Annotated in this window: 6 protein-coding genes; all 6 read left to right on the forward strand. The window is 50.5% G+C overall.

The annotated features are described in order from the left end of the window. Positions 1 to 208 precede the first annotated feature (208 nt). The 6 genes from rfaE2 to HHL17_RS11665 all read left to right on the forward strand — a co-directional run bounded on the left by rfaE2 (position 209) and on the right by HHL17_RS11665 (position 16,965). Entirely contained in the window at positions 209 to 1,675 is a 1,467-nt protein-coding gene (rfaE2, locus tag HHL17_RS11640; protein ID WP_169224887.1) for a D-glycero-beta-D-manno-heptose 1-phosphate adenylyltransferase, read from the forward strand. A gap of 261 nt (positions 1,676 to 1,936) precedes the next feature. Beyond that, positions 1,937 to 2,455, forward strand: a complete 519-nt coding sequence (locus HHL17_RS11645) for a UpxY family transcription antiterminator (RefSeq protein WP_169224888.1) — start codon at positions 1,937 to 1,939, stop codon at positions 2,453 to 2,455. Between the two features lie 61 nt (positions 2,456 to 2,516). Continuing rightward, entirely contained in the window at positions 2,517 to 4,532 is a 2,016-nt protein-coding gene (locus HHL17_RS11650; protein ID WP_169224889.1) for an AMP-binding protein, read from the forward strand. A 35-nt stretch (positions 4,533 to 4,567) separates the two neighbouring features. Next, a complete protein-coding gene (locus tag HHL17_RS11655) occupies positions 4,568 to 14,131 on the forward strand; it encodes a non-ribosomal peptide synthetase (protein ID WP_169224890.1) in 9,564 nt (3,187 codons plus the stop codon). A 3-nt stretch (positions 14,132 to 14,134) separates the two neighbouring features. Further along, positions 14,135 to 15,019 (forward strand): DUF6734 family protein, encoded by an 885-nt coding sequence (locus HHL17_RS11660; protein ID WP_169224891.1) that lies wholly within the window; start codon positions 14,135 to 14,137, stop codon positions 15,017 to 15,019. Further along, positions 15,016 to 16,965: a lanthionine synthetase LanC family protein gene (locus HHL17_RS11665; protein ID WP_169224892.1), complete on the forward strand. Its 1,950-nt coding sequence runs from the start codon at positions 15,016 to 15,018 to the stop codon at positions 16,963 to 16,965. The genes HHL17_RS11660 and HHL17_RS11665 overlap by 4 nt, the downstream gene beginning before the upstream one ends. Positions 16,966 to 16,979: the final 14 nt, after the last annotated feature.

Genomic DNA, 16,979 nt, shown 5'->3' on the forward strand with positions numbered 1-16,979 from the left:
ACAAGATTAATTTTTCGTAAAAACCGCATCCAATTTTCGTACTGTATGCACCCCTTATCTTTTGGAAGATATTATTTTTATGGACAGTTAACAGCAGTGTAACTGATTGCCGGGTAGCACTTTCCGCGCTGGATGGTGTATGTACGCCTGCCCGGTATATCCGATCCCGTTATACCCACTTCTGAATACAATCGCAAAAAATTTAATTATGTATGAGCCATTGATTGATCGCTTCACGGAACATCGCATGTTGGTAATCGGCGATTTGATGCTTGATGTGTACCTGAAAGGGGCCAGTACCAGACTTACACCGGAAGCGCCTGTCCCGGTTGTGGATATTCTTTCCGGGACCACGGTGATAGGCGGCGGCGGTAATACTGCCATGAACCTCCGGTTGCTGGGCGCTGAGGTTACCTTTTGCAGTATTACCGGATGTGATAACCACGGTAATAAGGCCAGGACCCTGCTTCAGGATGCAGGTATTAACTGCGTGCTACTGCAGCATAAAAGCAGGAAAACCATCGTGAAAACCCGGATAATGGCCGGTGACCGGCTACTGCTGCGCTATGACAAAGGAACTGACACACCGGTATCCGCTGAACTGGAAGCTGCCTTCATGGCTGTATTGGAGGAACAGCTGAAATATCATCAGACACTGATCATTGCGGACTATAATAAAGGACTGATTACACCTGCTGTGATCAGTTATCTGGAAACGGCCTGTTTCCAGGCGGAAAAATTTATTGCGGTGGATTCCGGCCGCCTTCACTGTTTCAGCAAATTAAGTCCCTCCCTGGTGAAGCCCAATTATAAAGAGGCTATGGCACTGACAGGGTTGCCGGTGAAACATGTTGGCAGGGTACAGCAGGTAAGTGAGGCGGGGAGCGGTATGTTCCACAAAACCGGTGCAGCCGTGACTGCCATAACACTGGACGAAGAGGGGGCCGTAATATTTGACGGGCCACATAAAGTCTATCGCTGTTATGCACATCCGGTATCTTCGCCGCAGGTGGCAGGCGCCGGCGATGTATATCTCAGCGCTTTTGCCCTGGCCTCCCTTTCCGGTGCGGATATTGCCGGTGCGGCAGAACTGTCTGCTGCGGCAGCTGCGGTAGCTATCAGTAAAAAAGTGACGGCCAGTTGCAGCCTGCAGGAACTACGTGCCTACCTGGCCATCAACGAAAAATATGTCAGCGATATACAACAGCTGGAGTATGTCGGTGAAATGTACCGGGGGCAAGGAAAGAAAATCGTGTTCACCAACGGATGTTTCGATATCCTTCACAGCGGCCATGTCAACTACCTGAATAAAGCCCGGGAACTGGGGGACATACTGATCGTTGGCATCAATACTGACACCAGTATCCGGCGACTGAAAGGCGCTACCAGGCCAATCAACCAGTTGGCCGACAGGATGGAAGTACTGGCCGGACTGGGTGCCGTGGACCATATTATACCGTTTGGCAGCGAAGAAGATGATACCCCTATTCGATTGATCCGGGCACTGAAGCCACATATCGTTACTAAAGGAAGCGACTATACGAAAGACCAGTTACCGGAAGCAGGAGCTGTCAACGAAACCGGCGGTGAGATCATATTGCTCCCGTTGTTGCCCAACCGGTCTACCACCAATATACTGGACCGCATCCATGCGGGCATTTCCAGGATAGGGTAATTTTCGTAAAACCCGAAATGAAAATGGCGGGAATCCCTATGGAATAAAATTGTTTTAGTGATTAAATTGTATCCGTTGAAACTACTGGTAAAAAGGTAGTTCCAGCACTGTCACTAGCATACGGTAGTAAGTTTGTTACTTGCAATAGCGGTAGCTATGCCCAATAAGCAAGTGTTTGTTTGATGCCCGTAATCCTGTGAAAGAACCAAGATGTAGTCTGCACGCCGGCGAGCAATATTGGTGATGTTAAATTCTAATTCTATGAGCATATTCCAGATTGGTTGGTACCTTATTTACACAAAAGCCCGGCACGAAAAAAAAGTAGAGAGCCGGTTAGCGGAAAAACAGATCGAATGCCTGCTGCCTATGCGTAAAAGCTTCAAAAAATGGCACGATCGCCGTAAATATGTCACAGAACCTTTATTCCCCTCTTACATTTTTGTTTACCTGCGTGATATAAAAAGCTATTACGGTGGTATGGACACCGAAGGTGTGCTTTCCTACGTGAAACTGGGAAAGGTGGCCGTAATGGTGAATGAAACCGTGGTCAACAACGTCCGGCTTATTGCTGATAAGGCTGCCGATGTAGAAGTCTCTAAAGACAGCTTCCAACCCGGACATCGCCTGATGATCAGACAGGGCCCTCTGAGCGGTGTTGATGGTGAAATGGTGACTTATAAAAACAAACGGCAACTACTGGTCAGAGTGGAGTTATTACAAAGAAACCTGCTGGTGACATTACCGGAAGACGCTGTGTTGTCAAAAGAATGTTTTTCCTGATGTAACATACTGTTGCACTTAACTGACCGGGAACCCCTACCCTCAAAGTGATAAAAAATCCATGAAAGAAGAAAGTATTGTACATGCTCTCCTGCAGCAGGCCGCTGCTGTGCCGGACCGTGTTGTTTATATTTTCCCGGATGACCGGGAAGGTACAGATACCCGTGTTACCTTTTCTGCTCAGCTACAACAGGTACAAACACTGGCTGCCCAGCTGAAGACGCACCGCTTGTACGGAGAAAGGGTACTGCTTGTATATCAGGAAATACCTGCTTTTATTACTGCTTTCCTGGCCTGCTTATATTGCGGCATAGTCCCCGTGCCGGTATATTATTTTCAACGTGGTACGCAGCTCAACAGGATACTGCCTGTCATCCGCGATGCTGCGCCGCAGGCAGTCCTCTGTACTGCAAAAAGCCATCCGGCATTGCTGGCGTGCCTCACCGCCTGCACGGAAACAGCCGGCATCCCCGTTATACCTACGGATACAGATTTCCCGATAGTGGATGTCCTGTCTCCTTCCCTGCACGAAACAGCTTTCCTACAATATACTTCCGGCTCTACCAGCACTCCGAAGGGAGTGAAGATTTCCCACAAAAATCTGGTGTTCAACCAACGGCTGATCAAACAGGCTTTTGGTTGCAACAGTGCGTCTGTGATATTTAGCTGGCTGCCTTTTCATCATGATATGGGCCTGATAGGAAATATCCTGCATGCCATCTACGCAGGATGTACCTGTGTGCTGATAAGTCCTGCTACCTTTATTACGGCGCCTGACAAATGGCTGAAATATATCTCTGTCTATAAAGCTACCCACAGCGGAGGCCCCAACTTTGCCTATGATCTGTGTGCCGGCAAAACAGACCGGCACTTTGTATCAGATCTTGATCTGTCGGGCTGGAAAGTAGCATTTAACGGCGCTGAGCCAGTGCGGCAGTCTACATTGGAGGCTTTCTCTGAAAGGTTTGCCAGCGCCGGGTTTCAGGCAACTTCGTTTTATCCTTGTTATGGTCTGGCAGAAGCTACTTTATTGGTGGCCGGTGCCAGGAATGCCACACTTCCCCGAACGCTGTATATCGGAAAAGAATTGTTCCCCGGTGGCAGGATTGTGCTGCGGGAAACTGCTGCTGAAGATGTTACTGCCATTGTCAGCGCTGGTCGTATAGCGGAGGGGATGCAGGTGAAAATAATTTCACCGTTAACACACCAGGAATGTGGGGAACTGGAAGAAGGGGAAATATGTATCAATGGTGAGAGCGTAACATCAGGGTATTGGAACAGGGACAATCATACCATGTTCCATCACTTGGATGGCGCAGATTTCCTGCGCACGGGCGACCTCGGATTTATGTTTCAACAGGAACTCTTCGTTCATGGCAGAAGGGATGAAATGATGGTTATACGGGGCCGTAATATTTACCCCTATGACATAGAACAGGCCGTGGCAAGGAGCATTGACGCTGTAGAAAACAACGGAGTGGCGCTGTTTATGTTACCAGACCTGCCAGATGCGGTGGTGGTGGTAGCCGAAATAAAACGCGTCACCATGCCGGAACAAAACCTTTCCGCTTTAATCCTGGATATCAGCAACCTCGTTGCCGGCATGCTGGGCATTATACCGCATGATGTGCTACTGGTCAGGCAACATGGTATTCCAAGAACAACAAGCGGCAAAATACAACGGGTGAAATGCGCTATCCGTTATAAAGACGGATCATTTGAAGCGCTGCATTCACTGAAATTGCTCTACGGCACCACCGGAGAATACTTTATCCCGGAAGCTGTAAACCCGGAACAGGTCATCCAATCCGGAGAACGGCACCTTATTGTCAGATACCTTTTACATCTCATCTCACAGAAGGTGCAATTGCCAGCCCGCGTTGCAGATGATCCCACCATAGAACTCACGGCATTGGGGCTGGACTCCCTGCGGGCGACTGAACTGGTGAATACCGTCAGCCAACAACTACAAATTCATATAGACATGTCAACCGTTATGCAGGATAATACTTTATCTGCATTGGCTTCCATTATAGAAGGAAAGCTGTGGCTGAAATACAATAACATTTTTGAATAGCGTTTAGCATGAATGTCTGGGAAATAATTTCAGTGTTGAAGCGGAACAGGATCGTTCCTCGCCTGGCTCATGATGGATTGCAGTTGCATGGAGACTTGTCCGTACTTTCTCCTGATCTGCTACAGCAGATAGAGGAGCAGAAAGCAGCGCTTACGGCGTTTCTGGCTGAAGGACAGGATGCTCACCGGTCAGCAGCCATCGCTCCGGTGGCCCTGCAACCGGACTATCCCGTTACCGGCGCGCAGCAGGGCATATGGATGCTCTGCCGGCAGGAACAGAGCAATGCTGCCTATAACATTGTTACGCCGCTGCATCTGAGAGGCCGTTGGGAACACGGGCGCCTGCAAGAGGCCTTCCGGTTTTTGGCAGACCGCCATGAATCTCTGCGTACCCGTTTCAGGGAAGTGAACGGCAACATACGACAGTATGTGTCTGACGCCGGCAAATTGCTATTACATTACCGGGACCTGCGGGAGGAAAATAATAAATCACAACTGCTGGCATCCCTTGTCCGGGAGGCAATACGTCAACCCTTCGATCTGGCAAACGGGCCGCTGCTCAGCGCTACGCTGGTGCAGCTGGAAACGGAAGACTGGGTATTGGTGCTGGCTGTTCATCACATTGTCAGTGATGGTAGTTCGGTGATGCTGATGGTAAAGGACATGATGCATTATTATGAGCATGGACAACACCGCACAGCATCACTTGGTATTCACTATAAAGACTATACGAAATGGCTGGAAGTGTTGCTGTCCGGCCAATACGGAAAGAGGGCCCTGAAGTTCTGGACCGGCTATCTGCAGTCGCCTCCCGCTCCGTTGAATATTCCGGCAGACTATCAACGGCCCGCCGGCAGATCATTTGCCGGCGCAGTGATGCGTTTTGACCTGGATGAAACATTATATCCGGCTATTGCAGCTCATTGCAAGGATACCGGTGTAACAGCATTTAATTTTCTGCGGGCAGCATTGTGCCTGTTGCTCAACAAGATTACCGGACAAACGGATGTTGTCATGGGAACGCCGGTATCCGGAAGAGGCCACTTCGATCTGCAAAACCAGGTGGGGCTGTACGTTAATACGCTGCCCTTGCGGACGATAGTTGATGGAAACATCTCCTGGCGCGACTTCCTGAAGAAGAGTGCCGGTGATACATTGCAGGTATTTGAACACCAGCACTATCCTTTTGAAAGAATGCTGGATGAATTGGATATCAGGTGGGAAGCAAGCCATAACCCGCTCTTTGATGTGATGCTGGTTTTACAGGACACGGCGAATGGTGCAGCGCATACTTATAACCAGCAGGATACGTCATTGTCCTGCCAGGTGCTGGACATGGGAAGCACCGAAATGATGCAGGTGATCGGGGACAATGTATTTTCCAAGTTTGACCTGAGCTTTAATTTCAGCCATCTGCCCGGCAATCATTTCTGTCTGGAAATAGAATATGCCACCGCGTTATTTGCTAAAGAAACTATCAGCAGGTATTATCAGTTCTGGCAATATATAGTTGAACAGGTGCTGGCTGCGCCAGAGAGGACTATTAAAGATATTACTATCGTTACGCCGGCGGAGAGAAAATTGATTCTGGAGGCCTTTAACAATACTGACCGGTATTTTGATAAGACGAACACAATAACGGGACTCATTACTGCACAGTCCATAAAAACGCCGGAAGCTCCCGCGTTGGTGTATGGCCCGCATGTACTGTGTTACCGGGAGATGAATGAAACGGTCAATCAGCTGGCGCACCACCTGATGGCCCATTGCCGGTTGAATGCCGGCGATCGTGTTGCTATCTCACTGCCGCGCAGCGGGTGGATGGTCATGAGCATCCTGGCTGTGCTGAAAACCGGCGCGGCCTACGTGCCGCTGGATGCGGCCTATCCGGAGGACCGTATCCGGTTCATTGTGGAAGACAGCCAGTGCAAAACCGTTATCAACGAAGAAATGCTGACGGCATTCAGGGCCACGCAGCACCTGTACACAAAGGAAGAACCGTCAGCGTCGCCGGAATCGGATGCCGTTGCCTACGTTATCTATACTTCCGGTTCTACCGGCAGACCTAAAGGCGTAATGATCACGCACCGGAGTGCGAATGCATTTATCAGTTGGTGTGTGGATGAGTTCAGGCAGGATGTTTTTGATAAGGTGTTGGCTGTTACGTCCATTTGTTTTGACATATCAGTGCTGGAGATGTTCTTTACTTTATCTGCGGGAAAAACACTGGTCGTACTGCCGGGACACGAAGCCGTACCGGCAGCTTTGCAGGAAGAAGGCAACTATCTGTTGAGTACCGTTCCGAGCGTGGCTGATGCGCTGCTGGAAGGGAATGCGGACCTAAGCCGGTTACGGACGCTTGTGCTGGGTGGAGAAACATTGCCGGACCATCTGCCCGGACGTTTGCCGGAAGCTGTTGTCCTCAGGAATTTATATGGGCCTACGGAGACTACTGTCTACAGTACGGCTTACCGTATGAAAAAAGACGGGCTGATACTTATTGGACGTCCTATCAGCAATACCCGGGTCTACATCCTGGATAAACAGGGTGCGTTGTTGCCGGCAGGTATTACCGGAGAAATTTTTATTGCCGGAGAAGGTGTGGGGAAGGGTTATTTAAACCGGTCGGAACTTACGGCCGCCAGATTTTTGCCTGACCCGTTTTCTGACGGCCGCATGTACCGTAGTGGCGATCTGGGAAAATGGTTGCCGGACGGAAATATCGTTTTTATCGGCAGAGATGATACACAATTGAAAATAAATGGCTTTCGTATTGAACTGGGAGAGATAGAGCATGTATTGGCCGGCTATCCCGGTGTGAAGCTCCCGGTTGTACTGCCGGTTACCGGCGCAGGCGGACAAAAAGTATTGGTCGCCTGCTTTACCGGTGAACAGGAAATAGCGGCAGCAAAGTTGTCTGCTTTCCTGCAATCTCAGCTGCCCTCCTATATGGTGCCGGTTGACTTTATCTACATGAAGGTGTTCCCCCTTACACCCAACGGGAAAATAGACAAAAAGGCGTTGCTGCAAAGCATGCCGGCGGTAACGGTGAACAGACAGCTGGTTGCGCCCCGCACAGCTGCAGAACAGCAGGTGGCGGCTTTGTGGAAGGAACTGCTACGCCTGGAAACAGTGAGCGTGACGGATAACTTTTTTCATGTGGGGGGCAATAGCCTGAAAGCTATTTCCCTGGCCAACCTGCTGCACCGGGAACTAGGTGTTAGTGTATCGTTGAGCGATCTTTTCAATTACTCAACGGTAGCTGAACTGGCATGGTGGGTGACGGAAGGAAGCAATAACCTGCGGCAACCTATTCCACCGGCGGCCGTGCTTCCTGATTATCCGCTGTCAGCTGCTCAGCAGCAGCTGTGGATTATTGGCCAGCAACCGGAAGCCAGCGTGGCATATAACATGCCTGGCGTATTCAGGCTGGAAGGTGAATTGATAACAGCGGCGCTGGAACATGCATTCCGCTGCGTGATTGAACGGCATGAAACATTACGTACGTCCTTTACCGAAGATGGGCTTGGTGATATCAGACAAAAAATCCATGCGGCAGACAGCCTGCATTTTGAACTGCTTTGTCACGACCTCCGCAACACACCGGAAAAGGATGCAACGCTGCGGTCTTTGCTGACTACTGCCTTTGATACGCCTTTTGAACTTGATAAGCCGGTATTGCCGGCTGTTACCCTTTACCAGCTGGAAGACAACAGCTGGATACTGCTATGTGTGCTGCATCATATCGTTGCCGACGGATGGTCTGTCAATGTGTTGTTCCGGGATGTTGCCCATTATTATGCGCATTACCTGGATGACTTGATAGCACCACTGCCACCGCTTCCGGTCCAGTGCAAAGATATCGTCACCTGGGAACAGCAGGAACTGTCGGCGGGTACGAATGCTTCCGCACAATACTGGCTGCAACAATTCGAGGGAGAGCTACCCGTGACGGACCTTGCCTACAAGACCAGGCCAACTGTGAAATCACACCAGGGGGAAATTGTTGAAGTGCCGATAAGCGCATCATTGATAGCGGAGCTGGAAGGGTTGGCCCAAAAGAATAAAGCCACGCTGTTTATGTGTATGCTCGCCGTCCTGAATAGTTTGTTGCACCGGTACAATGGCCAGGAAGATATCGTTATTGGTACGCCGCAGGCCGGAAGAACACACGCTGAATTAAAAGATCAGATAGGTTTCTATATCAATATGCTGGCTCTTCGTACAAAATTCAGCGGTGGAGATAGTTTCCAGGGATTGCTCAGTTACGTCAGGGATGTAGTGACCGGAGCCTTTAGGCACCAGGAATATCCCTATCACGAGCTGGTGAGGGCACTGCGGGTGCCTACCGATCCTTCCAGGAATCCCTTGTTTGATATTGTGCTGACGATGCAGGAAGAGGACCCGGCAACAACACAGACCGGCCGTTTTCCCGGACTGCGCCTGGAACCTTTTGCAGCAGTCCCTTTTACAGCAGCTAAATTTGACCTCCTGTTTGATATAGTAGCGCGGCAGGGTGCCTATTCGCTCTGCATTACCTATAACACGGACTTATTTGACAGGGAGGCCATTGGCAGGATGGCCCATCATTTTGTTGGCATCGCTGAAGCAGCAGTGCAACAACCAGGCTTGCCATTACAACAACTGGATTACATAGGGGATGCGGAAAAAACAATGCTGCTGGGTTTCAACGACCAGCAGGCGCCGTTTCCCGGACATAGCACCGTGGTGCAGCTGATTGAAGAACAGGTAAGCCGTACGCCGGAAAATATCGCGGTGGTATGCAACGACCGCTTCTTTACGTATGCCCGCCTGAATGAGGAGGCTAACCGTATCGCGGCCTGTCTCCGGGCGGACAAAAGCGTATGTCCGAACACGTTTGTCGGCGTTAAATTGCCTAAAGATGAATGGCTGATAGCGGTGATATTAGGCATCTTAAAAAGCGGAGCAGCCTATCTTCCACTGGATACAGCCTATCCGGCTGACCGTATCCAGTATATGACGGATAACAGCGGATGTTCACTGGTGATAGATGAAACATGGCTGAAAACATTCCAGGAAGCACGTGATACCTACACTGCCACCAACCCGGAGGCGGTACATGTCCCGGCCGATCTGATCTACCTGATTTATACATCCGGTTCCACCGGTGGGCCAAAGGGAGCTATGGTATCCCATTATTCCTTCACTAACCTGGTATGTTGGTATGCCCATATACTGGATCTTCAGGCAGATGATACCGTACTGTTGATGGCGCCGGTAAGCTTTGACCTGGCGCAGAAAAATATTTTCGCTCCGTTGGTGAGCGGCAGCAGGTTATGTGTGCCCGATACTTTTGCCAGCGATTATTACCAGCTGGCGGATACGATAGCATCGAAACAGGTAACGGTGGTAAATGCGGCTCCCAGTGCTTTTTATCCTTTATTGGATAATCTTGTAAACGATAATTTTCAAAAGCTGGCCTCCCTGCGTAAAGTCGTGCTGGGAGGAGAGCCTGTATTGATGGAGCATTTACAGCCATTGATCACATCCGCTCTTTTCCGGGGAAGCATTATTAACTCGTACGGCCCTACGGAGTGTACTGATGTGGCCAGCTGGCTGGAGCGTGATGTTACCGCTTGCCTTGCTGCTGATCATTTCCCGATTGGCATACCGGTGAGTAATTGCCGCCTGTACGTGCTGGATAAACAATACCAGCTGGTGCCGGCAGGTTGTACCGGAGAGATTTTTATCGCGGGCACTGGGGTGGGGAAGGGTTACCTTCATCAATCGGCGCTCACCGCAGAGAAATTTTTACCTGATCCGTTTCACCCGGATGAACTGATGTATCGCACCGGCGACCTCGGACGATGGCTGCCGGGAGCATTGCTGGATTTCATCGGCAGAAAGGATGAACAGATCAAAATACGCGGATACCGCATTGAGCCAGGTGAAATTGAGACGGCATTAAAACAATGCCAGGAGGTGGAGGCGGCTGTGGTGGTAGCGAGACAGGCAGCAGACGGTATGAAGGAAATAGCTGCCTTTGTTACCGGTAAATGCTTGCTGAATTTCAGCGAGATTAAAAAACAACTGGCCGGTATTCTTGCGTCTCATATGTTACCCGCCCGTTTCATTCAGCTGGAACAAATTCCGCTGACGCCCAGTGGAAAGGCCGACAGGAAAACACTGTCAACCTGGAAAGACGCCGGCGCGGCTTCCGACACAGCACAGGTGCCACTGCAAAGCCCGATGGAGACTGCATTGGCAGAGATATGGAGCGAGCTGCTGGACAGGCCCGTGACGGATGCTGCCAGCAACTTCTTTGCGCTGGGGGGCAACAGCCTGCGTGTGGTCCGGTTGTCTACGTATATCCGTCGCCGCTTCAATGTGAGCATACCTGTACGCGAGCTGTTTGAACACCCGGTACTGGCGGCACAAGCCAGGCTGGTCAGCCAGGGCAGCCAGCCGTCTTTAGATGTGATACCTGTTGCGGCGCCACAATCCGGTTATCTGTTGTTGCCATCCCAGGAACGTCTCTGGGCGCTGAGCCAGTTGAATGGCGGCAGCCTCGCCTATCATATCACGGGTATTTACAACCTGGAAGGCCCCTTGCAGGTAAACGCCCTGGAAAATGCTTTCAGCGCTGTAATAGCCCGTCACGAATCATTACGTACTGTCTTCAGGGAAGATGAACAGCTAAACATCAGACAGTTTATACTGGAGGAGATTCCATTGTTCCGTATACCCGTCATCGTTATTCCTGCAGATGAACAACGCCCGGAACAGCTAAACAGGTTGCTGGAAGCGGCACATAACCATCCTTTTAACTTAAAGGAAGGGCCTTTGCTCAGGGCCATGCTGTTGCGCCTCTCAGATACGGCCTGGATACTCGTTTACAGTATGCACCATATTATCTGCGATGGTTGGTCTGCCCAGGTGCTTACCGCGGAAATCTCCCGGCACTATAATGCCTGTGTAGGCGGGGAAAGCAGTCCATTCACACCCTTGCCTTTCCAGTATAAAGACTATGTTGCCTGGCAGCTGGAACCTGCCCGCCAGCATGCCATGGAGGCTGACAGGGAATACTGGTCACAACAGTTTGCCGGTACGCCACCTGTACTGAACCTGCCTGGCGACCGGCAACGGCCCGCCATCCAGACTTTCACCGGTGCGCAGGTCAGCAAACATATCAGGCCTTCCACGGTGCAGCTAATGCATCAATTAAACCGGCATGTGAACGGATCTACTTTGTTTACCTTACTCCTGTCAGCGGTATATGCATTATTGTACCGTTATACTGAACAGGAAGATATCATCATCGGTACACCTATAGCGGGGAGGGACCATGCGGACCTCGAAGGGCAGGTGGGCCTGTACATCAATACGCTCGCATTACGTATGCGTGGCGCAGCCACAAATGATTTCCACACCTTGCTGGCAGACACCCGGCAAAACTGCCTGGACGCTTTTTCCCATCAGCAACTGCCGTTCGAAGAGCTGGCCACCCTGTTGCCGCATAAACGGGATATCAGCAGAAACCTGCTGTTTGATGTGATGGTGATCGTGGAAGACAGAGACAGCGTAGTAGAAGAACAATTGCAGCTGAACGATATAACGGTAGCCGCTTACCCGGAAACCCCCACCCGCAGCAGTAAAGTGGACCTCACTTTTATTTTCAGCGAAAAAGCGGATGGTATCAGGTTTGTGATAGAATACAACAATGATATTTACAATGAAGATACCGTTGTACGGCTGGCCAATAATTTTGAGGTGTTGCTGAACGCATTGATGGAAAACCCGGTCACGCCAGTGAAGCAATTACCTTTTATTACAACGCAGGAGCGTCATCAGCTGCTGTCCGGTTTTAATGACACCACTGTGTCGTTCCCCCAGGAAGCCACGGTATTGCGCCGGTTCAGGGAAATGGCAGGGACATCTCCGGAGCAGGCCGCCGTTCTCTGTGGTGAGCAACAGCTTAGCTATGGAGCATTGAATACAGCATCCGACCGCCTGGCTGTTTACCTGGACAAGGTTTATGGCATAAAACCTGGTGACAGGGTAGGCCTGAAGCTTGCGAGGAATAAAGAAATGGTTGTAGCATTGCTGGGAATCCTCAAGTCAGGGGCAACTTATGTGCCACTTGATCCGGCCTATCCTCAGCAACGTATTGACTACATCGAGGCAGACAGCAGTTGTGCCCTCGTGCTGGACGAAGCGGTGTTACGCCAATTCAATGCATGGCCGGAACACGTGATGGACGTGCCATTGCACAATCCACAACCGGAAGACGCTGCCTATATCATTTACACCTCAGGATCTACCGGCGCGCCCAAAGGGGTGGTCGTCGGCCATCATAGCCTTAACGCTTTTATTAACTGGTGCCATCTTGAATTTGACCAGGAAGATGCCGCTATCGTATATGCCGCCACATCGATTTGTTTTGACCTTTCTGTTTTTGAAATATTCTACACGCTGACAGCCGGGAAAACGATTCGTTTACTCGGTAGCCCGTTATCAATTCCGGATTTTTTGAAGCAGGACCGGAAGGTATTGCTCAATACCGTCCCAGGTGTGATGGGGTCGCTGTTGCAGGAGAATGTGGACCTGTCAGCCGTGAACGTTGTCAATATGGCGGGCGAGGCGCTGCCCTATTCCTACGCCGCCGCGCTGCTTTCAAAGGGCATCGTTGTCAGAAATCTTTACGGGCCTTCAGAAGACACCACGTACAGTACCTGTTTCCGGATGAAGCCGGGAGACGATGTACGGATTGGGGCGCCCATTGCCAACACACAGGCATATATCCTGGATGAGGCGCTGAAAATAAGGCCCATCGGTACCATCGGTGAAATATGCCTTGCCGGTGATGGACTGGCCCAGGGATATCTCAATCAACCGGTGCTCACCGCGGAGAAATTTGTTGCGCATCCTTTCCGCCAGGGCGAACGGCTTTACAGGACCGGTGATCTGGGCAGATGGACAGCGGATGGCCAGATCATTTTCGCAGGGAGGAAAGATGCACAGGTAAAACTACATGGGTACCGTATTGAACCAGGAGAGATTGAGCAGGTATTGGAACAGCATGCCGGTATCCGGCAGGCGGTGGTGCTGCTGATAACAGGCAACGGAGACGATCCATATCTCGCTGCTTATATACAAAGCGAAGAAGAAATTCCCGGCAGAGAACTGAAGTCATGGATAGGCGCACGTATTCCGGAATACATGGTACCTGCCCGGTTTATCCATATGAAAACTTTTCCCGTAGGCACTACCGGTAAAACAGACAGAAGCCGGTTACCTGTCCCCGCGTCGGATAAACATGCTGGCGGCGATTATGTGGCGCCTGCGACGGAAACTGAAAAACAATTGCAGCTGTTGTGGCAGGACCTGTTGCGGAAAGACAACATCAGTATCCGCGATAATTTCTTTGAAATAGGAGGACATAGCCTGAAGGCCGCACAGCTGATCATGCGGATCAACAATATCTACCAGGTAAACATCGACCTCCGGTATTTCCTGCTGGAAGCGACCATAGAAGAGCTGGCGGGGAAAATAACGTTTATCCTCGAGCAAAGGAAACAATTGACCAAAGGAGGAAATCTTGTTCAAATTGATATCTGATTTATGAAGATTGTACAGAGTTTATGGTCCAAGCCAGGACACAAGCGGATGGAATGGAACAAGTGTGGATGGCCGGACAGAAAATACAACTACTACAGCTGGACCTTAAGCGCATTGCAATTCAGGAAATTTTATGATGACGTAGAGCTGGTGACAGACCAGGCAGGTTATGAACTGCTGATAGATAAACTGAAGCTGCCTTATACCAGTGTAAAAGTAGAACTGGACCAGCTCAATGATTATCATGAGGACCTGTATGCCCTGGGAAAAGTATATGCCTATGGCCTGCAGGACGGTCCTTTTATTCACGCCGATGGCGACGTGTTCATTTGGAGACCGTTTGATGCTTCGCTGGAACAGGCAGCGCTGGTGTGTCAATGCAAAGAAGATGGAGAGGACTATAACCGGTGGTATGCGGGCGTGTTTATGGAGATCGCCCAGGCATTCAGCACCTACCCGCAGGTGCTGGACAGGACCGTTTCCCGGAACAACCGCTTAATAGCTGCGAATGCGGGTATTATTGGTGGCCGCGAAATGGGGTTCTTCCGCGAGTTCGTCCGGGAAGCTTTCGCTTTTATTGACAAAAACCTGGACTCGCTGCATAAAATAAATATTGACCTGTTCAATTCCATTTTTGAACAGCTGCTCTTTCATGCCATGTCTGAAGATGCAGGGCTTACAATCAACTATCTGCATCCGGATTTTGTACGTTTTGGCAATGATATCATCGATTTTACCGGTGTACCTGACCGGACAGGGTTCATACATACTATCGGCGCCCATAAGAAATCATGGTTCACGCTGGATGCGCTGGAATTCAGGCTGAAAAAGGACTACCCGGATTATTACAGGAATATTCACCATCTAATTAAAACGCACCAGGTATGATTAAAGTTCAATACTCCGAGATAGCCAGACCACAGGTGTTTGAAATAGCAAATTCTTTCGCTGATTATCTGCTGGACAACCGCACGGCTGCGGTGTGGAAGACAAAGGGAAAGAACCTGCACCAGCATATCGCCGGTATGAATCCGGAGAATATTGATACTGGTGTAAGCGGACAGCTTTTGTTGCTGATAGCGCTATATAAAAAAAAGAGGGAGGAACAGTACCTGTTGTTGATCAATGCGCTGGTAAGCGAGCTGGTACAATATTGCAGAGAGCACACTACAGACAATTATTCGTTATATACAGGAAGGGCCGGAGCGATATACGTGCTGATGGAAGCCTCCCAGCTGGCGGGACAGGAATCGCTGCTGGAAACATGCCTGGAGCTTATCCGGCCGGCGAATGGTCTGTACCTGCATGACGTACATACTACAGATTATCTGTATGAAGGAAGGGCTGGCACCCTGCTGGTATTGTATCACCTGTACCGGTTGACGGAAGCCGCCTTCCTGAAGGAATACGTTGACGCCTATACGCTGAAAATTGTTTCCAATGCGCACGAAGAGAAAGGTATGGTCTGGTGGCAGCAACCCGGAGAGATAAGGCCATACCCTTCCTGCAGCTTTGCCTACGGAAGTGCGGGAATCCGCTATGTACTGGAGCATCTTCAGGCGGCTGCGGCCAACGATGGTCTCGCCTACATCATAAAAGGCTGTACCGCGTTTGAACGGCTGTGTCATACGACAGGCATCAGGAACTGGTGGCATGCCCGCGATACGGCATCAGCATTGGTGCTGGACGGGAAGATGCTGGAGCGTTACGCGCAGAGTGGTATGAACACCTTCATCGCAAAGGATGATCATAGCTGGGCCAGCGGCGCTGTCGGCGTTATGCTGTCCGTTACCGGTGACAGCGTACCTCTTAAGCCACAGCTGAATGACCATCTCTTTAAAAGAGATGATCTGTTTGAAGGCGCCAGTGGATGGGGCATGTATTGTCTGCTGCATGAACGGGCATCACTCTCCGTTATTACCACCACACTGGCAGACCGGCTGAATGCCAGTAGCGTAAGTGACTGGCTGAACGATGGCTTGATGCATGGTAACATGGGCGTGCTGTATTTCCTGGTGCATGCCAGCGGAGGACCGGCTATTGCCGAAAATATCCTGTTGCCGTTTGCCGCCGCAGCTCCGATGCAGAAACCGTTGAAATTGTCTTTTGGATTATTGCAGGTAAGACGCTGGTTGCTGGACCACGAGTATCCACGCACGCTCGCTTTCATGGACCATATAGCACCGTCACTGTTCGCGGAATGCCTGTCTGTGGCCGACCTGCAGCTTTTTATCATCAATACTGCGCGGGCAGCACTTCAGCCAGCTCCCTATGAAAGGCTGCTGGATGTTTTTTCCCTGGAAGAACAAAAAATACAATGGCGCAGAAAAGAGAAAAGATCTTCACTGGAGCTTTCTCTCAACAGATGGTCGTACCAGGAGTCTTCCGCCTTGCAGCTGAATATGCCGGATGAATGGCTGCAAAAGCAGCAGGTGGTAGTATCGGACAGCGTCGGCCTTCTGCGGACGAAATGGGACTGGAGTTTTGCCAATGACCTGAATGGCATATCTGCCAGCCAGCAGAACAACCTGGCGCAACCCGCCTCCGGTTTTGAATACATCGTCCAATACCTGGGCGAATGGGGTGTACAGGAAATGCCTTTGAAAGAGGATACCTCCCTGTTGTTTTACCTGTTTCGACGCCCCAAACCAGTACACCTGGCACTCACTGAAATTAAAGGATATATCCAGGCCCAGCCAGCGGCCGTTTTACAGGCGCTTTTGTTCTCCCTTACCGGGTCCAGGAATGTGGAAAATTTTATGTCCAGGCTGGACCGCATCATCCTGGAGAGAATAAGGCAGTGGGTCTATCGGGGGATATTTGTTATCTGCTAGTGATAAAAATGAGG

Source organism: Chitinophaga fulva, from assembly GCF_012927205.1.
Classification (GTDB): domain Bacteria; phylum Bacteroidota; class Bacteroidia; order Chitinophagales; family Chitinophagaceae; genus Chitinophaga; species Chitinophaga fulva.

What these genes read in the sequence shown, in the direction of transcription:
- rfaE2 (WP_169224887.1), top strand. Translation starts at nt 209, where the DNA reads ATGTATGAGCCATTGATTGATCGCTTCACGGAACATCGCATGTTGGTA.
- HHL17_RS11650 (WP_169224889.1), top strand. Translation starts at nt 2,517, where the DNA reads ATGAAAGAAGAAAGTATTGTACATGCTCTCCTGCAGCAGGCCGCTGCT.
- HHL17_RS11645 (WP_169224888.1), top strand. Translation starts at nt 1,937, where the DNA reads ATGAGCATATTCCAGATTGGTTGGTACCTTATTTACACAAAAGCCCGG.
- HHL17_RS11665 (WP_169224892.1), top strand. Translation starts at nt 15,016, where the DNA reads ATGATTAAAGTTCAATACTCCGAGATAGCCAGACCACAGGTGTTTGAA.
- HHL17_RS11660 (WP_169224891.1), top strand. Translation starts at nt 14,135, where the DNA reads ATGAAGATTGTACAGAGTTTATGGTCCAAGCCAGGACACAAGCGGATG.